Below are 20,991 nucleotides of genomic sequence, written 5' to 3'. Positions count from 1 at the left end.
CGGCATGCGCCGGCGTTAAAGTAGGTATTCCTGATTCTTATGCTGATTCTTACGGCGCCCATATCTCCGCCAGGCGCAGCAGGTTGGTGCTGCCGGGCTGGCCGAACGGGCTGCCGGCCGCGATGGCAATCTGGTCGCCCGGCTGCACGAAGCCCTCGCGCAGCGCCGTGTTGCAGGCAGCAGCCACCATTTCCTCGACATTGCGTACGTCACGGCTGACGGTGCTGTGCACGCCCCAGGCCAACGACAGGCGGCGCGCCGTTTCATCTTTCGGCGTGATGCTCACGATCGGCGCCATCGGACGCTCGCGTGCCGTGCGCAGGCTGCTGTGGCCTGAGGTGGTGTAGGCCACCATCGCCTTCGCACCCATGATCTTGGCCGCGTCGCGCATGGCGGCGCTGATGGCGTCGCCCTTGTTCGGCAGCGGCGCCTGGTGCTGGGCCTCGATCATGGCCGGATACAGCGGGTCGCGTTCCACCTCGGAGATGATGCGGTTCATGATGGAGACGGCGTGCACCGGATAGCCGCCGCTGGCCGATTCGGCCGACAGCATGACCGCGTCTGCGCCTTCATACACGGCATTGGCCACGTCGGAAGCTTCGGCGCGGGTCGGTACCGGAGCGGTAACCATGGATTCCAGCATTTGCGTGGCAACCACCACCGGCTTGCCGTGCTTGCGGCACATGCGCACGATAAGCTTCTGTACGCCCGGCACGCGCTCGGGCGGCAGTTCCACGCCCAGGTCGCCGCGCGCCACCATGATGGCGTCCGACACGGCCACGATCTGTTCCAGCCTTTCCAGGGCAGCCGGCTTTTCGAGCTTGGACATCACGCCCGCGCGGCCCTGGATCAGTTCCTTGGCCTGCGTCACGTCTTCCGGCAGCTGCACGAAGGACAGGGCGACCCAGTCCACACCGAGGCTCAGGGCGAATTCGAGGTCGGCCTTGTCCTTTGCGGTGAGGGCCGGGATGGGCAGCACGGCGTCCGGCACATTCACGCCCTTGCGGTCGGACAGCACGCCGCCATTTACGACGCGGGTGCGGATTACGCCGTCTTCATTGGCCAGCACCTCGAGGCGGATGCGGCCGTCATCGAGCAGCAGCCATTGGCCGGCGCCAACGGCGGCAAACAGCTCAGGGTGGGGCAGGCAGACACGCGCGTCACTGCCCGGCGCGGGCGCCTGGTCCAGCTGGAACTCGGCGCCCGGGCGCAGCGTGACCTTGCCTTCGCTGAACTGGCCGATGCGCAGCTTGGGGCCTTGCAGGTCGGCCAGGATGGCGATCGGCCGGCCCATTTCCTTTTCGATGGTGCGCACGATGTCGTGGCGCGCCTTGTGGTCGGCCTGGCTGCCGTGGCTGAAATTGAGGCGGAAAACGTCCGCACCCGCTTCGAACAATGCCTTGATGGTGGCGTATTCGCTGCTGGCGGGACCCAGGGTTGCGACGATCTTTGCTTTGCGTTCGCGGCGCATAGTGGAAGTCTCTCTTATTTAAAGAATCAGGATGGCGCGGAAATCATTGACATTGGTGCGCGTAGGGCCGCTGACGACCAGGTCGTCCAGCGCGCTGAAGAAGCTGTAGGCGTCGTTGTTGGCCAGCAGGTGCTTGCCGCTCACGCCTTTTGTTTTTGCGCGGGCCAGCGAATCCGGTCCGTACACGGCGCCCGCGTTGTCTTCCGAGCCGTCGATGCCGTCGGTATCGCAGGCGATGGCGTGCACGTCCTGCGCGCCTTCCATGGCGAGGGCAAAGCTGAGCAGGAATTCAACATTGCGGCCGCCGCGCCCGTTGCCGCGCACCGTGACCGTGGTTTCGCCGCCGGACAGGATTACGCAAGGACGCTGGAAGGGCTGGCCATGCGCCAGCACCTGGCGCGCCATGGCGGCGTGCATCAAGCCGATGTCGCGCGCTTCGCCTTCGATGCCGTCGGACAGGATGTAGGGCGTGATGCCTACGCTGCGCGCCTTGGCGGCAGCTGCTTCCAACGCATTCTGCGCCGTGGCGATGACATGGTGCCTGTGGGCCGCGAAGCGTACGTCGCCCGGTTTCGGGGTTTCGCTGGCGGGCGATTCGAGGTGGGCCTGCACGCTTGCAGGAATCCCGATTTCGTATTTGCGCAGGATGGCCAGCGCCTCGTCGCTCGACGTGGCGTCGGGCAGGGTAGGGCCGCTGGCGATCACGCGCGGGTCGTCGCCCGGCACGTCGGAGATCAGCAGCGTCACCACGCGCGCCTTGCCGCAGGCGAGCGCCAGGCGACCGCCCTTGATTGCGGACAGGTGCTTGCGCACGCAATTCATTTCGCCGATGGTGGCGCCGCTTTTCAGCAGGGCCTTGTTCAGCGCCTGCTTCTCGGCCAGCGTAATGCCCGCGGCGGGCAAGGCCAACAGGGCCGAGCCGCCGCCGGAAATCAGGCACAGGACCAGATCATCCTCACCCAGGCCCTGCACCATTTCCAGCATGCGCGCGGCCGCCTTCTGGCCCGCATCGTCAGGCACGGGATGGGACGCTTCCACCACTTCGATGTGCTTCGTTTCAGCGCCGTGGCCGTAGCGGGTGACGACTAGGCCGGACAGCGGGCCGGTCCAGCTGCGCTCGACCGCCTGCGCCATCGCCGCCGCGCCCTTGCCCGCGCCGATCACGAGGGTCCTGCCGTTCACCGGTGGCGGCGGCAGGAAGTCCTGCACCAGGTTGCGCGGATGAACCGCGCCCACTGCTGCGTCGTAGAGGTCCAGCAAGAGCTGGCGAGGTTGTGGCGCGGTCATGGTACTTAGCCCTGTGCGATCTTATGGTTGGACATCAGTTCGATAGCCTGGCACAGCGCGGAGTGATCCAGGCCGGACAAACCATTGGCAGCGCAGGCATTCATCAGCTCCTGGGTGGCCGCGGTATTCGGCAGCGACACGCCCAGCGCCTTGGCGCCTTGCAGGGCCAGGTTCAGGTCCTTCTGGTGCAGGGCGATGCGGAAGCCGGGGTTGAAGGTTCGCTTCACCATGCGCTCGCCGTGCACTTCCAGGATGCGCGAGGAAGCGAAACCGCCCATCAGCGCTTCACGCACCTTGGCCGGGTTGGCGCCTGCTTTCGACGCGAACAGCAGCGCTTCGGATACGGCCTGGATGTTCAGCGCCACGATGATCTGGTTGGCCACCTTGGTGGTCTGGCCGTCGCCATTGCCGCCGACCAGGGTGATGTTCTTGCCCATCAGGTCAAACAGGGGCTTCACGGTGTCGAAGGCTTCCTGCGGGCCGCCCACCATGATGGTCAGCGAGGCCGCCTTGGCGCCCACTTCGCCGCCGGACACCGGTGCGTCCAGGTAGGCGCAGCTTTTCTTGTTGATCTTCTTGGCGAATTCCTTGGTGGCGATCGGCGAGATGGAGCTCATGTCCACCACGATCTTGCCGGCGGTGAGGCCGGCCGCCACGCCGTCGGCGGAGAACAGCACTTCCTCGACGTGCGGGGTATCCGGCACCATCAGGAAGATAATGTCGGCGCGCTTGGCCACTTCCATGGCGGAGGTGCAGACGGTGGCGCCAGCTTCGACCAGGTTGGCCGGCGGGTTCTTCACGTCGTGCAGATAGAGTTTGTGGCCGGCAGCCTGCAGATGGCCTGCCATAGGTCCGCCCATGATGCCCAGGCCGATGAATCCGAGTTTTTGCATGATTTAGTCTCCGTATGGTGTTGTTGATTTACGCTGCCAGCTGCTGGCGCCAGCCCAAGCCTTCTGCCGTCGTGGTCTGCGGCTTGTATTCGCAGCCCACCCAGCCGTCGTAGCCGATGTCGTCCAGCAGTTTCGAGCAGGTAGCGGTAATTGATCTCGCCCGTGCCCGGCTCGAAGCGGCCGGGATTGTCGGCCAGCTGGATATGCTTGATGACGGACTTGTGGTTGCGGATCGTGTTCGCCAGTTCGCCTTCCATGCGCTGCATGTGGTAGATGTCGTACTGCAGGAACAGGTTGTCCGAGCCGACTTCCTCGATCAGTTCCAGGCCCTGGCGGGTGCCGGACAGGAAGAAGCCCGGGATGTCGTAGGTGTTGATCGGTTCAATCAGCAGCGGAACGCCGGCATCCTTCAGGGCGGAAGCTGCGAACTTCAGGTTGCGCACCAGGGTGGCCTGGGCTTCGGCGCGTTCCACCTTGGCCGGCTGGATGCCGACCAGGCAGTTGATGCGCTGGGTGCCCAGCACCTTGGCGTAGCGCACAGCGGACAGCACGCCTTCTTCGAATTCCGCCACGCGGTCCGGGTGGCAGGCGATGCCGCGCTCACCAGCTTCCCAGCGGCCAGCCGGCAGATTCTGCAGGACCATCTCCAGCTGGAACTCTTCCAGCTTTTCCTGGATCTGCTGCGGCTCGAAGACGTAGGGAAAGAGGAATTCCACACCTTTGAATCCGCTTTGTGCGGCGGCTGCAAAACGGTCCAGGAAAGGCACGTCGTTATACAGCATGGTCAGGTTGGCGGCGTATTTTGGCATTGCGGTCTCCTTCAAGCTGCGTCGATGATGTCGTTGAATTCGTTGATGGCGTTGATCTCGGTGCCCATCGCGATATTGGTCACGCGCTCCAGGATCACTTCCACCACCACCGGCACGCTGTACTTGGCCATCAGCTCGCGCGCCTGTTCGAAGGCGGGGATGATGTCGTCCGGCTTGTGCACGCGGATTGCCTTGCAGCCCAGGCCTTCCACCACGGCCACGTGGTCCACGCCATAGCCGTTCAGTTCCGGCGCGTTCACGTTCTCGAAGGCCAGCTGCACGCAGTAGTCCATGTCGAAGCCGCGCTGGGACTGGCGGATCAGGCCCAGGTAGGAGTTATTCACCAGCACGTGGATGTAGGGCAGCTTGAACTGCGCGCCCACGGCCAGTTCTTCGATCAGGAACTGGAAGTCGTAGTCGCCCGAGATGGCCACGATGTCGGTGGTCGGATCGGCGGCACGCACGCCCAGCGCTGCGGGAATGGTCCAGCCCAGAGGACCGGCCTGGCCGCAGTTGATCCAGTTGCGCGGCTGGTAGACGTGCAGGAATTGCGCGGCTGCAATCTGCGACAGGCCGATGGCGGACACATAGCGCGTATTGCGGCCGAAGTAGTTGTTCATCTCCTCGTACACGCGCAGCGGCTTCACCGGCACTTCGTTGTAGTGCGTCTTGCGCAGCATGGTGCGTTTGCGTTCCTGGCACTGGTGCACCCAGCCGGTACGGTCGCGCAGCTTGCCGGCGGCCTTCCATTCCTTCGCCACTTCCACGAACAGTTCCAGCGCGTAGCCGGCGTCGGACACGATGCCCAGGTCAGGGCCGAACACGCGGCCGATCTGGGTCGGTTCGATATCGACGTGCACGAAGGTGCGTCCTTCGGTGAACACGTCCACGGAGCCGGTGTGGCGGTTTGCCCAGCGGTTGCCGATGCCGATGATGAAGTCGGAAGCCAGCACTGTGGCGTTGCCGTAGCGGTGGCTGGTCTGCAGGCCGGCCATGCCCGCCATCAGCGGGTGGTCATCAGGGATCGTGCCCCAGCCCATCAGGGTCGGGATCACAGGCACATTGACGATTTCGGCGAATTCCTGCAACAGGGCGGAAGCATTGGCGTTGATGATGCCGCCGCCGGCGGTGATCAGCGGATGCTCCGCATCGTTCATCATTTCCAGTGCCTTCTCGACCTGGGCGCGCGAGGCGCGCGGCTTGAAGGCGTCCAGCGGCGTGTAGGTTTCCGGATCGAACTCGATCTGGGCCATCATCACGTCGAACGGCAGGTCGATCAGGACCGGGCCCGGACGGCCGGAGCGCATCAGGTGGAAGGCCTGCTGGAACACGCGCGGCACCTGGGCCGGCTCCAGCACGGTGGTGGCCATCTTGGTGACCGGCTTGGCGATGGAGGCGATGTCCACGGCCTGGAAGTCTTCCTTGTGCAGGCGGGCGCGCGGGGCCTGGCCGGTGATGCACAGGATGGGGATCGAGTCGGCCTGGGCGGAGTAGAGGCCGGTGATCATGTCGGTGCCGGCAGGACCTGAAGTGCCGATGCAGACGCCGATATTGCCCGGTGCTGCGCGGGTGTAGCCTTCGGCCATGTGGGACGCGCCTTCCACGTGGCGGCCCAGGATATGCTTGATCTTGCCGACCTTCTTGAGGGCCGCATACAGCGGATTGATGGCAGCACCGGGCACCCCGAATGCGACCGAAATGCCTTCCTTCTGAAGTACGTGAACAGCTGCTTCAGCTGCCGTCATCTTAGCCATGGTTATCTCCTGTCGAGCGTGTTATTGATGTTTTGTATGCTATCGAGGATGGACCTCCCTGATAAGACGACAAAAAATCCGTTTATTCGATACTCTGGGTATGGAATAATGGTGGCATGGATAAATTGAAGCAAATCGAGGCCTTCGTGGCCGTGGTGGAGAAGGGCAGCCTGGCGCGCGCGGCGCTGGTGCAGAACATCACACCGGTCATGCTGGGGCGTCGCATCGACGCGCTGGAGAAGCGCCTGGGCGTGAAGCTGATGCACCGGACCACGCGCCATCTGACGCTGACGGAGCAGGGCAATGTCTACCTGGAGGATTGCCGCAAGCTGTTGTCCGATATGGACATCGCCGAGCGCAATATCTCGGAGGGGCGGCACAAGGCGACCGGGCACCTGATCGTGTCAGCGCCGGCGTCGTTCGGCCGCAAGCATGTGGCGCCGCACGGGCCGGCTTTCCTCGCTGCGAATCCGGACGTGCAGATTTCCTTCAACCTCACGGACCAGGTGATCGACCTGGTGCGCGAGGGCTATGACCTGGGCATCCGCATTGGCGGCGTGATCGATCCCAGTTTCGTGGCGGTGCGGCTGGCGAAGAACCGGCGTGTCGTCTGCGGCACGCCGGACTACTTCGACCGCAACGGCGTGCCACGCACCCTGGACGACCTGGCCGACCACAACTGCCTGGCCTTCAACCTGCAGGGCGGCCAGCAGCGCGGCTGGTACTTCCAGCAGGGCGGCAAGCCTGTGACGGTCAGGGTGCAGGGCAACCTGGACTGCAACGATGGCGAGTTGCTGCATCGCTGGGCGTGCGAAGGGCTTGGACTGGCATGGCGCTCAACGTGGGAGATCCAGGCCCAGCTGGCGGAAGGGAGCCTGATCACAGTGCTGGACGACTTCGCGCTGCCGGATTACGACATTATGGCCGTCTACCTCCAGCAGCGCCACCTGCCGGCCAAAATTCGCTTCTTCATCGACGAGCTCAAGTCAATCTACGCCCAGCCCGGGTACTGGACCCGGGGGTAGGTCTGACTCCAATGTCGACACCGCGGGCCGTTCGCGGCGGATCAATGATCCGCCCTACGCGATGGTGGGCCGCCAACGCCGGGTGATTGCGTCGGACGGACGGCCACCACGCGTGATCGATGTGTCGCAGGTGCCCACCATGGCGGCGGCGGGTGCCGCCGATGCGGCGTAGGGCGGATCATTCGATCCGCCGTGTCTCCGGGAGTCGCGGCTGCGAGAGGAGCACGGCCACTTCGGCCAGGGCCTTAAAGATGGACTGCGAAAGCATGGCAATCTGCAGCCGCGTAGGATGATTGTCCGCCGCGCTGACGGGGGTGAGATCGCGCATCAGCCGCGCGCGCACGATTTGCAGGCCGCTGTTGCCAACCACATTGGCGATCTGCGGCAGCATGTCGCGCATCAGCTGCATGGCTTCGTTTTTCATGGCCCCGATTTCCAGCAGCACCCCTCCATCGGCCGGCTCCAGCTGCACGACCACCTTGCCCACGTCAGGCAGATTTAATTCCAGCCGCACGGCGACGCGGGGACGGCGACGTTGCTGTCCTGGCCCCGGCTGGCCGGGATCGCGCGCGACCACGCGCAGGGTCAGTTTCTCGGCGCCCCAGGCATAGACGGCGAAACGCCAGGCATCCTCTTCGTGCGTGAGCGGCGGGTAGCCGCGTCCCTCGCGCAGGGCAGCGGGCGAAGAATCGGCCATGAACAGGGAGGCTGGAAGATGCTTGCCTTCAGCCTGGTCCATCAGCGCGCGCCGCTGTTCGCTGTAAGTGCGCACCATGACCTGCCAGGAGGCGGCCATCACATTGGTATCGGGGTTGTGCCACACCATCTGGCGCGACATGAAAAGCTGATTCGGCTGCATGGCTGCCGGTTCGGCGTCAACCAGTGCGCGCGCGCCAAGTACAGCGGCGGTTTGAACGGCGGTGGAGGCGGTGCCCTGGCCCAGGCCTTCGGCAGCTTCGAGCAGGGCGCCGACTGAGGCCGGCAAACCTGGCTGCAGGGCGAAGTCGGGCGCATCGCCGGGCGGCTGGGCCACTGGCGGCACCGGCTGGGCGTGCGCCTGGCCCGGGGCCTCGCGGACCTGCCGGTCGTGGATGCTGAGCGCCGGATTGGACGCCGTGACTCGATCTATCGCCATGAAAGCCAATGGTAATACGGCGGTAATAAAAAAGCCAACCGAGTGTCCGGTTGGCTCCTGATCCGCCCGACCGCTGGGCGGTCAGGCATCGTCTGCGCTTATTACTGCAGCAGGGACAGAACCAGCGAGGACTGGCTGTTGGTCTGCTTCAGCATGGCGGTGCCAGCTTGCAGCAGCATCTGGGACGAAGTCATGGTTGCGGATTCGGAAGCGAAGTCCACGTCCATGATGCGGCCGGATGCGTTCTTGGTGTTGGTCGAGATGTTGGACAAGTTGTTGTACACGTGGTCCAGACGGTTGGACACGGCACCCAGCTTGGAGCGCAGTGCGCCAACGGTGTCGATCGCGGTGGTCAGGGTGCCGATGGTGGCGTTGGCCGAAGCGGTCAGTTCGGTGCCGGCAGCGGCGCCGGTACCGGTGGTCACGAAGCCAGTTGCGGCTGCAACGATGTCGGTGCCAACCTGGGTCAGTTCCGTGGTGAAGTCGCCAGTCATGGTTTCGGACGAGTCAGCACCGATCTGGAAGGTCAGGGCGCTGGTCAGCTTGCCGCCAGCGCTGTTGAACAGTGCGGTGCCGCCGAACTTGGTGTTCGAGAAGATGTTCGACAGTTCGTCGGACAGGGTGTTGAATTCCTTCTGCATCGCGGTCTGGTCAGCAGAGGTGGAGGAACCGTCAGCAGCCTGGGTTGCCAGGTCTTTCATGCGGTTCAGGATGTTGGTGGTCTCGTCCAGAGCGCCTTCGGCGGTCTGCATCAGGGAGATGGAGTTCTGGGTGTTGCGCATGGCAACGCCCATACCGGAGGTCTGGGTCTTCAGACGGGTTGCGATCTGCAGGCCAGCAGCATCATCCATTGCGGAGTTGATGCGGTAGCCGGTGCTCAGACGGGTCATCGAAGTCGACAGCGAATTCTGAGTGCGGGTGATCGAGTTTTGAGCGGAAAGGGCCGCTGCGTTGGTGTGAAGGCTCAGCATGGATTACTCCTGTTGGGTTAGTTCAAATAGAGCAGCGGGTCTGTTTTGCGCTCTCAAAAGTACAAGACGACCGTTTACCTGAGAGCATTAAATGCCGAGTGGAAATTTTTTTGATTTTTTTGATTTTTCGATTGTGCAATGCAATATAAGCAAACCAGAGGCGTAACCCACCAGCTTTTGGCCTTGGGTGTAAAAAAGGGCCCGCAGGCCCTTTGAAGATTACATGTTTGGATAGTTCGGCCCGCCGCCACCTTCCGGCGTCACCCAGACAATGTTCTGAGTCGGATCCTTGATATCGCAAGTCTTGCAATGAACACAATTCTGCGCATTGATCTGCAGGCGGTCCTGGCCTTCGTCCGTTTTCACGAACTCGTACACGCCGGCCGGGCAGTAGCGCGACTCGGGACCCGCATACTTGGACAGGTTGATCTGCACCGGCACCGAATTGTCTTTCAGCGTCAGGTGGATAGGCTGGTCTTCCGCGTGGTTGGTATTCGAGATGAACACCGAGGACAGGCGGTCGAAGGTCAGCTTGCCATCCGGCTTGGGGTAGGTGATTGGGGTGAAGTCCGAAGCCGGGCGCAGGCAGGCGTGGTCCGGGGTCGAGTGGTGCAAGGTCCAGGGCGCCTTGCCCTTGAAGACGATCTGGTCGATGCCCGTCATGATCGAGCCCAGGTACAGTCCCTTCTTCAGCCATGGCTTTACATTGCGCGCCACGTGCAGCTCTTCCTTCAGCCAGGACTGCTCGAAGGCGACCGGATAAGCGGCCAGCTCATCGCCCGTGCGGCCGGCGCCCAGCGCCTCGGCCACGGCGTCCGCCGCCATCATGCCGGACTTGATCGCCGCGTGGGAACCCTTGATGCGGCTCATGTTCAGGAAGCCCGCGTCGCAGCCGATCAGCGCGCCGCCCGGGAAGACCAGCTTCGGCAGCGACTGCAGACCGCCCGCCGTGATGGCGCGCGCGCCGTCAGGAAATGCGCTTGCCGCCTTCGAAGAAGCCGCGGATTGCCGGGTGGGTCTTGTAGCGCTGGAATTCTTCGTACGGGGACAGGTAAGGGTTCTCATAGTCGAGGCCCACCACGTAGCCAACCACAACCTGGTTGTTTTCCAGGTGGTAGAGGAAGGAACCGCCATAGGTCTTGGTGTCCAGCGGCCAGCCGGTGGTGTGGATGACCAGGCCCGGCTTGTGCTTGGACGGGTCGATTTCCCACAGTTCCTTGATACCGATGCCGTAGGACTGAGGATCCTTGCCCTTGTTCAGGTCGTACTTGGCCATCAGCTGCTTGCCCAGGTGGCCGCGCGCGCCTTCGGCAAACAGGGTGTACTTGCCGTGCAGTTCCATGCCCAGCTGGAATTCCGGACCCGCTTCGCCGTCGCGCTTTACGCCCATATTGCCGGTAGCAACGCCTTTGACGGAGCCGTCGTCGTTGTATAGCACTTCAGCCGCCGCGAAGCCCGGGAAGATTTCCACGCCCATCGCTTCGGCCTGCTGACCCAGCCAGCGCACCACATTGCCCAGCGAAATCACATAATTGCCGTGGTTCTGGAAGCAGGCCGGCAGCATGAAGTTCGGGGTCTTGTAAGCCTTGGACTCGGTCAGGAAGAGCATGCGGTCTTCGGTGACCTCGGTGTTCAGCGGTGCGCCTTTTTCCTTCCAATCCGGGATAAGCTCGGTGATCGCGCGCGGGTCCATCACCGCCCCCGACAGGATATGTGCGCCCAGTTCGCCGCCCTTTTCGAGGACGACAACGGAAATTTCAGGGTTGATCTGCTTCAGGCGGATAGCCGCCGACAGGCCGGCCGGGCCGCCGCCCACGATCACTACGTCGTACTCCATCGCCTCGCGTGGACCGTACTGCTCAAGAAGGTTCGTCATAATTTGTTATAGGAATCAGAAAACGAAAATTAGCACGAGTGTGCTCTTTTTTGCACGGGAATGCAATGGTGGCTGCATTGTGAGGGACAATATTAGTGTTCGCAATCTAATACGTGGTTTTTTGTGTAATCATTATGCTTCAGCATGCGAAGGAGCAGTCCCGTGGGTATCGAAGTCAATTTTGAGGGCAGGATCGCCCTGATCACCGGCGCTTCCAGCGGACTCGGTGCACGATTCGCCAAAGTGCTGGCCAAGGCCGGCTGTCAGGTGGTGCTGGCTTCGCGCCGCATCGAGCGCCTGAAGGAACTGCGCGCCGAGATCGAAGCAGACGGCGGGGCGGCCCACGTGGTCGCGCTCGACGTGACGGATTACGCGAGCATCAAGTCCGCCATCGCGCACGCCGAGACCGAGGCGGGGCCGATTGATATTCTGGTCAACAATTCCGGTGTATCCACCACGCAACGCCTGGTCGATGTCACTCCGGAGGACTACAACTTCGTGATGGATACGAATCTGCGCGGGGCTTTCTTCGTCGCGCAGGAAACGGCCAAACGCATGATCGCGCGCACCAAGGGCGATCCGCGCAAGCAGCACCGCATCATCAACGTGGCGTCCGTCGCGGGCCTGCGCGTGCTGCCGCAGATCGGCGTCTACTGCATGAGCAAGGCCGGCGTGGTGCATATGACGAAGGCGATGGCGGTGGAGTGGGGCAAATACAATATCAACACCAATGCCATCTGCCCGGGCTATATCGAAACCGAGATCAACGAGGATTACTTCGCCAGCGAGCAGGGCAAGCGGCTGGTTGAACTGCTGCCGCGCAAGCGGCCGGGGGAAGCCGGAGGATCTGGATGGTTTGCTGTTGCTGTTGGCGGGCGAAGAATCGCACTTTATCAACGGTGCGATCATCTCCGCCGACGACGGGATGCTGGCTCAGTAGCGGCGGATCAATGATCCGCCCTACAGCCCCTTCGGGGCCCGATTGAATGCGTCGAGATGCAGCGTAGGGCGGATCATTGATCCGCCGTGCATGCGTCAACGCGGCGCGCCCACACCCATTAGCTTATGAACGAGCTCCGACGAGGTTGAAGCATTAAACTTGCGCATCAACTTCGCCCGGTGCATCTCCACCGTGCGCGGGGACAAATCGGTCTCGCGCGCAATCGCCTTGCTGGTCTTGCCTTCGACAAGGAAGGCCGCGATCTCGCGTTCGCGCGGCGTGAGCTCCGCCGATACCGGCCGCTTCTCCGACACATCCTCGAAAGTCCACACGCCCGCGCCCAAAGGCTCCTGCGGATTCAGCGCGCGTCCGGACACATGGCACCAGAACAGCTCACCATTTGAGCGGCGCATGATGCGCTCGTCCGAATAACGGCCCTTGGTATTCATGATGGGGATGATGCGGTCGCCCGTGCGCAGGAATTCATCGAGCGTAGGGTAGAGTACCTGGAAGGATTGTCCATCGAGCGCGCCATGTTCATAGCCGAACATCGAGGTCAGCGCGTCGTTGCAGGACTGGATGACGCGGTTGACGGAAATGCACATGCCAACCGGCGCGAACTTGAAGATTGTCTCGTAATTAATGGCGTATGATGCGTTCATCTTCAGGTTCAGTTCTAGCGGTATTTCTACGGTATTGTACTTTGTCTCTCCGTATTCTATTCTCGGAAAGCATCTGTGCAAAAGTGCAAGCTTATCAAAATAGAGGAGCGCCATGAATAAAATCTACCCCGATGCCAAGGCTGCTTTGGCCGGCATCGTTGCGGACGGCCAAACCATCGCCGTCGGCGGCTTCGGCCTGTGCGGCATTCCTGAAGCGCTGATCGCAGCGCTGCGTGATTCCGGCGTCAAGGGCCTGACCGCGATCTCCAACAATGCAGGCGTGGACGGCTTCGGCCTGGGCCAACTGCTGGAGACCCGCCAGATCAAGAAAATGATTTCGTCCTACGTGGGTGAAAACAAGGAATTCGCGCGCCAATACCTGGCCGGCGAACTGGAACTGGAATTCACCCCGCAGGGCACGCTGGCCGAGAAGCTGCGCGCCGGCGGCGCGGGCATTCCGGCCTTCTTCACCAAGACCGGTGTGGGTACCATCGTGGCCGACGGCAAGGAAATCCGTGAATTCGACGGCGAGCAGTATGTGATGGAGCGCGCGCTGGTGGCAGACGTGTCCCTGGTCAAGGCCTGGAAGGCCGACAAGGCCGGCAACCTAGTGTTCCGCAAGACCGCGCGCAACTTCAACCCGAACGTGGCGACTGCCGGCAAGGTCTGCGTTGTGGAAGTCGAGCAGATCGTGGAAACCGGCGAAATCGATCCGGATTCCGTCCACCTGCCGGGCATCTTCGTGCACCGCCTTGTGCTGAACGCGACCCCGGAAAAACGCATCGAGCAGCGCACCGTGCGTGCGGGCTGAGGAGACAGACATGGCATGGACTCGTGATGAAATGGCCGCGCGCGCGGCAAAAGAACTGCAGGACGGCTTCTACGTGAACCTGGGCATCGGCTTGCCGACCCTGGTCGCCAACTATGTGCGGGATGACATCGAGGTGTACCTCCAGTCCGAAAACGGCCTGCTGGGCATTGGTCCTTTCCCGACCGAAGCCGAGATCGACGCTGACCTGATCAACGCCGGCAAGCAGACTGTGACCGCGCTGCCGGGCTCCGCCTACTTCAGCTCCGCCGATTCCTTCGGCATGATCCGCGGCGGCAAGATCAACCTGGCGATCCTGGGCGCAATGCAGGTGTCGGAAAAGGGCGACCTGGCCAACTGGATGATTCCAGGGAAGATGGTCAAGGGCATGGGCGGCGCGATGGACCTGGTGGCCGGCGTGAAAAAGGTCGTGGTGCTGATGGAGCACGTGGCGACCGCCAAGGATGGCTCCACCTCGCACAAGATCCTGAAGAAATGCGACCTGCCGCTGACCGGCGTTGGCGTGGTGGACATGATCATCACCGACCTCGGTGTGATGGAAGTGTCCGACACCGGCATCAAGGTCACCGAACTGGCGCCCGGCGTCAGCAAAGAGCAGATCATTGCTGCATCCGGCGTTGAGCTGGACTTCTCCTCGCTGTAACTTCCCACCGCAAACCATGAAAAGGTGTCTGCCACGATGTGGCAGACACCTGGTTTATGCCTTTGGTTTTAACAAGGCCAGCAACCCTACAATGAAAAAAAGCCCCGGGCCTTGCGGCGCGGGGCTTGAGGGTACAACTGGTATTACTTGGCGAGCGCTGCTTCTTCTTCCGCAGCAGCGTCGGATTCCGCGTGCAGGTTGTCGGTCAGCGGGGTCGGGTGAGCCAGTTCCTTGCTCATCTGTTCGCGGTCCAGCTCACCTTCCCAGTTCGCCACCACGATCGAGGCGACGCCGTTGCCGACGAAGTTGGTCAGCGCGCGGCACTCGGACATGAAGCGGTCGATGCCCAGGATCAGCGCCATGCCGGCCACTGGAATCGTCGGCACCACGGCCAGGGTTGCCGCCAGGGTGATGAAGCCGGCGCCGGTGATGCCCGATGCGCCTTTCGAAGTCAGCATGGCCACGCCGAGGATGGTCAGTTCCTGGGTCAGGGTCAAATCGGTGTTGGTCGCCTGGGCTACGAACAGGGCAGCCATCGTCATGTAGATATTGGTGCCGTCCAGGTTGAAGGAGTAGCCGGTCGGAACCACCAGGCCAACCACGGACTTCGAAGCCCCAGTTTTTCCAGCTTGCGCATCAGCGAAGGCAGGGCGGATTCGGAGGACGAAGTACCCAGCACGATCAGCAGTTCTTCCTTGATGTACAGGATGAAGCGGCCGATGGAGAAGCCGGTCAGCTTGGCGATGGTGCCCAGCACGATGAACACGAACAGGAAGCAGGTCAGGTAGAAGGAGCCCATCAGTTTTGCCAGCGGCAGCAGGGACGCGATGCCGTACTTGCCGATGGTGAACGCCATGGCGCCGAAAGCACCCAGCGGAGCAACCTTCATGATGATGTTGACCATGCCGAAGAAGGCGTGCGACACCTCGTCAATCAGTTTAGTCACCGGACGGCCGCGTTCACCCAACAGGGACAGCGCGAAGCCGAACAGAATGGCGACCAGCAGCACCTGCAGGATGTCGCCCTTGGCGAATGCGTCAAACACGGTGTTCGGGATGATGTTCATCACGAAGTCCACGGTGGACTGGTGCTTGGCTTTTTCCGTGTATTGGGCGATGGCCTTGGTGTCCAGGGTTGCCGGATCGGCATTGAAGCCATGGCCAGGCTGGATGATGTTGGCCACGAACAGGCCAATAACCAGGGCGAAGGTGGAAACAACTTCAAAGTAGATCAGTGCCTTGCCGCCCACGCGGCCGATCTTTTTGACGTCCTGCATATTGGCAATGCCGGAAACGACGGTACAGAAGATCACCGGTGCGATGATCATCTTGATCAGTTTGATGAAGCCATCGCCGAGCGGCTTCATGGCTACTGCGTCGTCCGGTAGATAGATACCGAGCAGAACGCCGAGTGCAATTGCAAACAGCACTTGCACGTAAAGAATCTTGTAGAAGGGTTTTTTCATGATGAGCCTCTTTAGTCTCCAATGGTCTCATCATCGCAAACGATCTGCGATATCACCATTGTGATTATCCGCATTGTGGAAAACCACAATATAATCATGGCATGCCACTCCAAGCTTACCTCGACACCTTCCCGAGCTCGCCGAAGGCGTGTTCTCCCATGACTCTGCGCAGATTATCGGTGATGTAACCATCGGCCGTGAATCATCCGTTTGGTGTAATACCGTACTGCGCGGCGATGTGAACCGCATCACGATCGGCGATTGCAGCAATGTGCAGGACTTCGCCATGTGCCACGTGTCGCACAGGACGCCTTCCAAACCCGAGGGCTCGCCTCTAAGGATAGGAAATTACGTGACGATCGGCCACTCCGCGCTGCTGCACGGCTGCACCATCGGCGACGAATGCCTGATCGGCATGGGCGCCATCATCATGGATGATGTGGTGATTGAGAAAAATGTCATGGTCGGCGCGGGCAGCCTGGTCTCCCCAGGCAAGGTGCTCAGGAGCGGCGGCCTGTACATCGGCCGCCCCGCAATCCGCGTGCGCGACCTCACCGATGCCGAAATCGCCTATCTCCGCTACTCGGCTGAGCACTATGTGCGGGTCAAGAACAATTATCTGAAATAAGAAGCCCGCAGCGAGCCGCGGGCGGTACCGCATCAACCTGCGGTGAGTTCGGTGATGTCGTCAGCCGTCAGCAGGGGCGTGCGGGTGGACGGGAACGGGAGGGCGGTGGCGTGGCCGGCTAAGGCGTCGACCTTGAAGAAGCTGACGAGCTGGGTCAGCTTGTTGGCTTCCTTGTGCATGGCTTCCGCCATGGCAGCGGCTTCCTCCACCAGGGCGGCGTTCTGCTGGGTGACGCTGTCCATGTCGCCAATGGCGCCATTGATCTCGTGGATGCCCGCTTCCTGTTCCGAGCTGGCTGAGCTGATTTCGGCCATGATGTTCGTGACGCGGCCGATGCTGGTCAGGATCTCTGCCATTGTGTCGCCCGCTGCGTGGGCGAGGGTGGTGCCGACTTCGATGCGCTCGGCCGAATTATTGATCAGTCCCTTGATTTCCTTGGCGGCGGTCGCGGAGCGCTGCGCGAGATTGCGCGCTTCCGTTGCCACGACGGCAAAGCCGCGGCCCTGCTCGCCCGCGCGGGCAGCTTCCACGGCTGCGTTCAAGGCCAGGATATTGGTCTGGAAAGCGATGCCATCGATGACGGAAATGATGTCCACGATCTTCTTCGCGGCTGCGCTGATCTCGTCCATGGTCTGGACCACTTCATCGACCACCTTGCCGCCCTTGCCGGCCACATCCGACGCCGACAGCGCGAGGTCATTGGCAGTGCGTGCATTGGTCGAATTCTGGCGCACGGCCGAAGTCAGCTCTTCCATCGACGAAGCGGTTTCTTCCAGCGCGCTTGCCTGATGTTCGGTGCGGCGCGAAAGGTCGCTGTTGCCGGCGGCCAGTTCGTTGGACGCGTCATCGATCAGATGCGCACCATCGCGTACCTGCTTGACCGTGGCCGCCAGGCGCACGGTCATATTGTTCAGTGCATCGAGCAGCTGGCCGATTCGTCGTCGCGCTTCTCGCGGTGCACGGCGCGCAGGTCGCCTTCGGAAACGCGCGTCGCCAGCTCCACCGCATGATTCAGCGGCACTACCACGCTGCGCGTAATGAACCAGGCGAATACGCCGCCCAGCGCCAAGGCCAGCACGCCAAAGGCGATCAGCGTGGCGCGGCTGCTGCGGTACTCGCTCGCCGAGTCCTCGGCCATCGCCTGGGCTTCCCTGGTCTGGTAGCTCAGCAGCTCTTCCAGCGCCGTGGTGTAGGTGGCGAAGGTGGTTTTCAAGGTAGTGTTGGCCAGTTGCTCGACTTCCATCGTGCGGCCCTGGTCCTTGAAGGTGAACACCTGTTTGCGGACGTTGAGATAAGCCTGTTCCTTTTCCGCGACCGAACGCAGCATCGCGGTTTCGCGCTCATCGCCCGGTTTCGTGAGCAGCTTCTTCTCGATCGCATCGGCCACCTTGTCCCCTTCGGCCAGTTGCGACTGGAAAAAGTCCGCAACCTCCAGGCTGTCACTCTTGGCAATCGAAATCGCACGCACGCCATTCAGCTTGGCGGCGCCCAGCCAGTCCGACGCAAGCTGCTGTTTCGCCAACTTGTCGCTGACGAGGAAATCCGTCATCAGATAGGCCGAGTGCAGGCGCCACAGCGCCACACCAGTAATACAAGCCATGATGAAGAGGATGAGGGCGAAAAGAGGACAGGACTTTGGGACCTGTCTTGAGATGCAATAAGGACATGACTATGAACGCTGAAGCAAGTTTGGAAGGACAGCCGAGTGTTCCCTGCAGCCCTATTTGAGGCTGCAGAGAATCATAACGACGAATTGTTACCGGCGTTTGACTTGCAAGTCGGGGTCAGCTCTGTCATTCGGACAGCTAGCGCTAGCATTTGAGCCAGCTCAATACGCAAAATCGCCCGAATTTGCGTATTGATATCGATCAAAGATTGGGCCGCGTGTCCGAATGACAGAGCTGACCCCGAATTGGACGCGGAATCGGGTTAGGGGCGGCGGGCGAGCCAGTGGGCGATGTTGCTGACGTAGCGGTGCACGGCGCGCATGGCGCCGGGAGTGGTGGCGAGGGTGTTGCCGGGGGCTTCGCTGACGAAGTCGGGGCAGCCGGTGGCCGGGTCCCAGTTGTAGTCGGCGAAATGGTGGAAGGTGGACTCGGCGATCACGGGGCCTCCGCTGGCCGATGGCTCGACCGCTACCGCAATGTTGAAGCGATTGCCTGTGGCCTTGCTGACGCCGGTGGCGATCACGCGCGCCAGCGGATTGTCGGCCGGTGCAGCGACCGCGCCTTCGTGGGGATGCGCGGGCAGGTACTGTATCGCGCCGTCGTCCGAATCAGGATCGCGCAGCACCGGATGGATGTCGCCGTTGATGGTGACGCGCTGCGCGTCGCCGTTTGCGCCGGAGTGGAAATTGGGCCAGAGGATCTGCGGCGTGCCGCGGTCGTCCCGGCGCGCAGCGGGGATCACCGGTGACGCCGTCGCGCGTGTGGAAGAGGTGCAGGGCGCCGATGCCGGCGATGGAGCAAAGCGAACAGCCGAGGTCCATGTGGTCGCGCGTGACCATCATGCCGCCGCCCTTGCGGTGGAAGGCGGACAGGCCTGCGCAATCCTCGGCATGCAGGCCGTTGCCGGTATCGACCGCGAACAGCCAGACCTCGTCGTAGTCGGACGATCCCAAGGTCGAGATCACGGGATCCGGTTGCCCGACCGCAGCGCGGTCGCGCGCCGTCACCTCGAACAGCGGCGCGCCATCCGACCCGCGTTGGCTTGCGAGGAAGTCGCGCAGCATCGAAAACCGGCCGATGTGCCAGTCATTGGCGGCGGTCTCGATGGTCGTCTGCAGCAGGACCCTGATCGGCGCGCCCATGATTACTGCGCCACCCAGCCGCCGTCCATATTCCACGCCACGCCGCGTACCTGCTTGGCCGCGTCGCTGCACAGGAAGACAGCGAGGCCGCCCAGTTCTTCGGGTGTGACGAATTCGCCGGACGGCTGCTTGTCCGCGAGCAGGGCGCGCTTGGCTTCATCATTGCTGATGCCTTGCTGCGAGGCGCGTGCGTCGATCTGCTTTTGCACCAGCGGCGTGAGCACCCAGCCCGGACAGATCGCGTTGCAGGTCACGCCCGTTTGGGCAAGTTCCAGCGCGGTGGCCTTGGTCAGGCCCACCAGGCCATGCTTGGCGGCGACATAGGCGGACTTGCCGGCCGAGGCGACCAGGCCGTGCGTGGAAGCGAGATTGATGATGCGTCCCCAGCCCTTTTTCTTCATGCCGTGGATGGCCAGGCGCGAAGTGTGGAAGGCCGAGGTCAGGTTGATGGCGAGGATGGCGTCCCACTTCTCGACCGGGAATTCCTCGACATTGGCCACGTGCTGGATGCCGGCGTTATTTACCAGCACATCGACGCCGCCGAAACGCGCGGCCGCATAAGCCATCATGTCTTCGATTTCGGCCGGCTTGGACATGTCCGCGCCATGGTAGGCGCACTGCACGCCGAATTCCTTTGCCACCTCGTTCTGCAGCTTCTCGATCTCGGCCGCGTCGCCGAAACCGTTGAATACAATATTGGCGCCTTCAGCCGCCAGCGAGCGCGCGATGCCCAGGCCGATGCCGGATGTGGAGCCGGTAACCAGGGCAGTCTTGCCGCGCAGCGTGGATGTAGTCATGGGGTCCTCTGAGGGTTAAGTTGTCTGGTGGGTTACACTTCAGCAGATTTTAAGTGCAAGCCAAGGTAGAATGTAGCCCAAAAAGTAACACCTTGCGAGGAATAGCAGAATGATTGAGGCAAAAATAAAGTCTGTTCAATGTATCTCCATGGCCGGCCTGCACCAGATGGCCTACAAGGAGTGGGGTGAGGCGGACAATCCGAATGTGCTGCTCTGCGTGCACGGCGTCACCCGCGTGTCGGACGACTTTGACAACCTCGCGCGCGCCCTGTGCAAGGACTACCGCGTGGTCTGCCCCGATGTGGTGGGCCGCGGCCGTTCGGGCAAGCTGCGCAATCCCCAGCTCTATCGCATTCCCCAATACGTGAGCGATATGGTGACCCTGCTGGCGCGCGTGCTGGCCAATGGCGAGCGGCAGACCGTTGACTGGTTCGGCACCTCGATGGGTGGCCTGATCGGCATGGGACTGGCTTCGCTGCCGGATAGCCCGAATCAGCAAGCTTGTATTAAATGACATTGGCCCCACATTGGATGCTGTTGCCGTGCAGCGCATCGGCGATTACATCGGCCAGGAAGTGCGCTTCCCCCAGCTTTGAAGCGGGAGCCAAGTTCGTGCGCGATGTGTCCCTGACCTTCGGCGAACACACGGACGAAGAATGGCGCAAGCTGGCAAGCGACGTGCTGCGCCAGGATAAGGATGGCAGCTGGGTGCGTCATTACGATATGGGGCTGGCGCTGCCGTTCCAGTCCGTGACGCCGGAATCGGCCAAGGCCGACGAAGCGATGCTGTGGGCCGCCTACGATGCCATCAAGTGCCCGACGCTGCTGGTGCGCGGCGCCGATTCGGACCTGCTGTCACGCGAGACTGCAATGGCCATGACCCAGCGTGGCCCGCGCGCCAGGCTGGTGGAAATTCCGAACGTCGGCCACGCGCCGACCTTCCTGCATGACGACCAGATCGCCATCGCCAAAGATTTTTTGTTGAACCACTAAGAGA

General features: G+C 62.1%; 15 protein-coding genes and 6 pseudogenes. 6 read left to right on the top strand and 15 right to left on the bottom strand.

All coding sequences use genetic code 11. From position 1 onward, the window contains the following. Positions 1 to 49 precede the first annotated feature (49 nt). The 5 genes and pseudogenes from pyk to gcl all read right to left on the bottom strand — a co-directional run bounded on the left by pyk (position 50) and on the right by gcl (position 6,214). A complete protein-coding gene (pyk, locus tag ACHMW6_RS19300; protein ID WP_395399018.1) occupies positions 50 to 1,471 on the bottom strand; it encodes a pyruvate kinase in 1,422 nt (473 codons plus the stop codon). Positions 1,472 to 1,489: 18 nt separating this feature from the next. Continuing rightward, complete coding sequence (locus ACHMW6_RS19295) at positions 1,490 to 2,758, bottom strand: glycerate kinase (protein WP_395399016.1); 1,269 nt, start codon at positions 2,756 to 2,758, stop codon at positions 1,490 to 1,492. A gap of 5 nt (positions 2,759 to 2,763) precedes the next feature. Next, a complete protein-coding gene (gene glxR, locus ACHMW6_RS19290) occupies positions 2,764 to 3,651 on the bottom strand; it encodes a 2-hydroxy-3-oxopropionate reductase (protein ID WP_395399014.1) in 888 nt (295 codons plus the stop codon). 28 nt (positions 3,652 to 3,679) lie between these two features. Continuing rightward, positions 3,680 to 4,460, bottom strand: a pseudogene (hyi, locus tag ACHMW6_RS19285) (hydroxypyruvate isomerase). Positions 4,461 to 4,471: 11 nt separating this feature from the next. Then, positions 4,472 to 6,214: a glyoxylate carboligase gene (gcl, locus tag ACHMW6_RS19280; protein ID WP_395399012.1), complete on the bottom strand. Its 1,743-nt coding sequence runs from the start codon at positions 6,212 to 6,214 to the stop codon at positions 4,472 to 4,474. A 116-nt stretch (positions 6,215 to 6,330) separates the two neighbouring features. Between gcl and ACHMW6_RS19275 the strand changes: the two genes are divergently transcribed. Beyond that, positions 6,331 to 7,239: a LysR substrate-binding domain-containing protein gene (locus ACHMW6_RS19275; RefSeq protein ID WP_395399010.1), complete on the top strand. Its 909-nt coding sequence runs from the start codon at positions 6,331 to 6,333 to the stop codon at positions 7,237 to 7,239. Between the two features lie 178 nt (positions 7,240 to 7,417). On the opposite strand, the gene ACHMW6_RS19270 is transcribed toward ACHMW6_RS19275, so the two are convergent. The 3 genes and pseudogenes from ACHMW6_RS19270 to ACHMW6_RS19260 all read right to left on the bottom strand — a co-directional run bounded on the left by ACHMW6_RS19270 (position 7,418) and on the right by ACHMW6_RS19260 (position 11,182). Continuing rightward, positions 7,418 to 8,374 carry a hypothetical protein gene (locus ACHMW6_RS19270; RefSeq protein WP_395399008.1) on the bottom strand — a complete coding sequence of 319 codons (957 nt, stop codon included), beginning with the start codon at positions 8,372 to 8,374 and terminating at the stop codon, positions 7,418 to 7,420. Between the two features lie 101 nt (positions 8,375 to 8,475). Beyond that, positions 8,476 to 9,345 (bottom strand): flagellin, encoded by an 870-nt coding sequence (locus tag ACHMW6_RS19265; protein WP_395399006.1) that lies wholly within the window; start codon positions 9,343 to 9,345, stop codon positions 8,476 to 8,478. Between the two features lie 219 nt (positions 9,346 to 9,564). Next, positions 9,565 to 11,182 (bottom strand): annotated as a pseudogene (locus ACHMW6_RS19260) (electron transfer flavoprotein-ubiquinone oxidoreductase). A 201-nt stretch (positions 11,183 to 11,383) separates the two neighbouring features. Here ACHMW6_RS19260 and ACHMW6_RS19255 point away from each other — a divergent pair. Then, a pseudogene (locus tag ACHMW6_RS19255) lies at positions 11,384 to 12,161 on the top strand (SDR family oxidoreductase). Positions 12,162 to 12,256: 95 nt separating this feature from the next. On the opposite strand, the gene ACHMW6_RS19250 reads toward ACHMW6_RS19255, so the two are convergent. Beyond that, positions 12,257 to 12,823, bottom strand: coding sequence for a LuxR C-terminal-related transcriptional regulator (locus ACHMW6_RS19250; protein ID WP_395399004.1), 567 nt, complete (start codon positions 12,821 to 12,823; stop codon positions 12,257 to 12,259). Positions 12,824 to 12,935: 112 nt separating this feature from the next. Here ACHMW6_RS19250 and ACHMW6_RS19245 point away from each other — a divergent pair, with 112 nt between their 5' ends. Together ACHMW6_RS19245 and ACHMW6_RS19240 are read left to right on the top strand one after the other, a co-directional pair. Next, positions 12,936 to 13,634: a CoA transferase subunit A gene (locus tag ACHMW6_RS19245; RefSeq protein ID WP_395399002.1), complete on the top strand. Its 699-nt coding sequence runs from the start codon at positions 12,936 to 12,938 to the stop codon at positions 13,632 to 13,634. A 10-nt stretch (positions 13,635 to 13,644) separates the two neighbouring features. Continuing rightward, the gene (locus ACHMW6_RS19240) at positions 13,645 to 14,295 is read left to right on the top strand and encodes a 3-oxoacid CoA-transferase subunit B (protein WP_395399000.1); all 651 of its coding nucleotides are present in this window, start codon (positions 13,645 to 13,647) and stop codon (positions 14,293 to 14,295) included. A gap of 143 nt (positions 14,296 to 14,438) precedes the next feature. Here ACHMW6_RS19240 and ACHMW6_RS19235 read toward each other — a convergent pair. Continuing rightward, positions 14,439 to 15,760 (bottom strand): annotated as a pseudogene (locus tag ACHMW6_RS19235) (dicarboxylate/amino acid:cation symporter). A 101-nt stretch (positions 15,761 to 15,861) separates the two neighbouring features. Between ACHMW6_RS19235 and ACHMW6_RS19230 the strand changes: the two are divergent. After that, positions 15,862 to 16,388: pseudogene (locus tag ACHMW6_RS19230) on the top strand (gamma carbonic anhydrase family protein). 32 nt (positions 16,389 to 16,420) lie between these two features. Here the strand turns inward: ACHMW6_RS19230 and ACHMW6_RS19225 are convergent. The 5 genes from ACHMW6_RS19225 to ACHMW6_RS19205 all read right to left on the bottom strand — a co-directional run bounded on the left by ACHMW6_RS19225 (position 16,421) and on the right by ACHMW6_RS19205 (position 19,994). Continuing rightward, positions 16,421 to 17,293, bottom strand: a complete 873-nt coding sequence (locus ACHMW6_RS19225) for a methyl-accepting chemotaxis protein (protein WP_395398998.1) — start codon at positions 17,291 to 17,293, stop codon at positions 16,421 to 16,423. Positions 17,294 to 17,298: 5 nt separating this feature from the next. Then, positions 17,299 to 17,988 carry an MCP four helix bundle domain-containing protein gene (locus ACHMW6_RS19220; RefSeq protein WP_395398996.1) on the bottom strand — a complete coding sequence of 230 codons (690 nt, stop codon included), beginning with the start codon at positions 17,986 to 17,988 and terminating at the stop codon, positions 17,299 to 17,301. A 329-nt stretch (positions 17,989 to 18,317) separates the two neighbouring features. Beyond that, positions 18,318 to 18,680: a hypothetical protein gene (locus ACHMW6_RS19215; RefSeq protein WP_395398994.1), complete on the bottom strand. Its 363-nt coding sequence runs from the start codon at positions 18,678 to 18,680 to the stop codon at positions 18,318 to 18,320. After that, complete coding sequence (locus ACHMW6_RS19210; protein ID WP_395398992.1) at positions 18,664 to 19,197, bottom strand: hypothetical protein; 534 nt, start codon at positions 19,195 to 19,197, stop codon at positions 18,664 to 18,666. Before ACHMW6_RS19210 ends, ACHMW6_RS19215 begins: the two co-directional genes overlap by 17 nt. Positions 19,198 to 19,199: 2 nt before the next feature. Beyond that, positions 19,200 to 19,994 carry a 3-hydroxybutyrate dehydrogenase gene (locus ACHMW6_RS19205; protein ID WP_395398990.1) on the bottom strand — a complete coding sequence of 265 codons (795 nt, stop codon included), beginning with the start codon at positions 19,992 to 19,994 and terminating at the stop codon, positions 19,200 to 19,202. 109 nt (positions 19,995 to 20,103) lie between these two features. On the opposite strand from ACHMW6_RS19205, the pseudogene ACHMW6_RS19200 reads away from it, so the two are divergent. Then, positions 20,104 to 20,987, top strand: a pseudogene (locus ACHMW6_RS19200) (alpha/beta fold hydrolase). Positions 20,988 to 20,991: the final 4 nt, after the last annotated feature.

The organism is Pseudoduganella sp. UC29_106 (assembly GCF_044055365.1).
Lineage (GTDB): Bacteria > Pseudomonadota > Gammaproteobacteria > Burkholderiales > Burkholderiaceae_D > Rugamonas.
The sequence above is the reverse complement of the archived record's forward strand: the minus strand, read 5'-3'. Positions and strand labels throughout refer to the sequence as shown.

Excerpts from the sequence above, each read along its gene's own strand:
- pyk (WP_395399018.1), bottom strand. The coding sequence starts at position 1,471 with ATGCGCCGCGAACGCAAAGCAAAGATCGTCGCAACCCTGGGTCCCGCC.
- ACHMW6_RS19295 (WP_395399016.1), bottom strand. The coding sequence starts at position 2,758 with ATGACCGCGCCACAACCTCGCCAGCTCTTGCTGGACCTCTACGACGCA.
- glxR (WP_395399014.1), bottom strand. The coding sequence starts at position 3,651 with ATGCAAAAACTCGGATTCATCGGCCTGGGCATCATGGGCGGACCTATG.
- gcl (WP_395399012.1), bottom strand. The coding sequence starts at position 6,214 with ATGGCTAAGATGACGGCAGCTGAAGCAGCTGTTCACGTACTTCAGAAG.
- ACHMW6_RS19275 (WP_395399010.1), top strand. The coding sequence starts at position 6,331 with ATGGATAAATTGAAGCAAATCGAGGCCTTCGTGGCCGTGGTGGAGAAG.
- ACHMW6_RS19270 (WP_395399008.1), bottom strand. The coding sequence starts at position 8,374 with ATGGCGATAGATCGAGTCACGGCGTCCAATCCGGCGCTCAGCATCCAC.
- ACHMW6_RS19265 (WP_395399006.1), bottom strand. The coding sequence starts at position 9,345 with ATGCTGAGCCTTCACACCAACGCAGCGGCCCTTTCCGCTCAAAACTCG.
- ACHMW6_RS19250 (WP_395399004.1), bottom strand. The coding sequence starts at position 12,823 with ATGAACGCATCATACGCCATTAATTACGAGACAATCTTCAAGTTCGCG.
- ACHMW6_RS19245 (WP_395399002.1), top strand. The coding sequence starts at position 12,936 with ATGAATAAAATCTACCCCGATGCCAAGGCTGCTTTGGCCGGCATCGTT.
- ACHMW6_RS19240 (WP_395399000.1), top strand. The coding sequence starts at position 13,645 with ATGGCATGGACTCGTGATGAAATGGCCGCGCGCGCGGCAAAAGAACTG.
- ACHMW6_RS19225 (WP_395398998.1), bottom strand. The coding sequence starts at position 17,293 with ATGACCGTGCGCCTGGCGGCCACGGTCAAGCAGGTACGCGATGGTGCG.
- ACHMW6_RS19220 (WP_395398996.1), bottom strand. The coding sequence starts at position 17,988 with ATGGCTTGTATTACTGGTGTGGCGCTGTGGCGCCTGCACTCGGCCTAT.
- ACHMW6_RS19210 (WP_395398992.1), bottom strand. The coding sequence starts at position 19,197 with ATGGGCGCGCCGATCAGGGTCCTGCTGCAGACGACCATCGAGACCGCC.
- ACHMW6_RS19205 (WP_395398990.1), bottom strand. The coding sequence starts at position 19,994 with ATGACTACATCCACGCTGCGCGGCAAGACTGCCCTGGTTACCGGCTCC.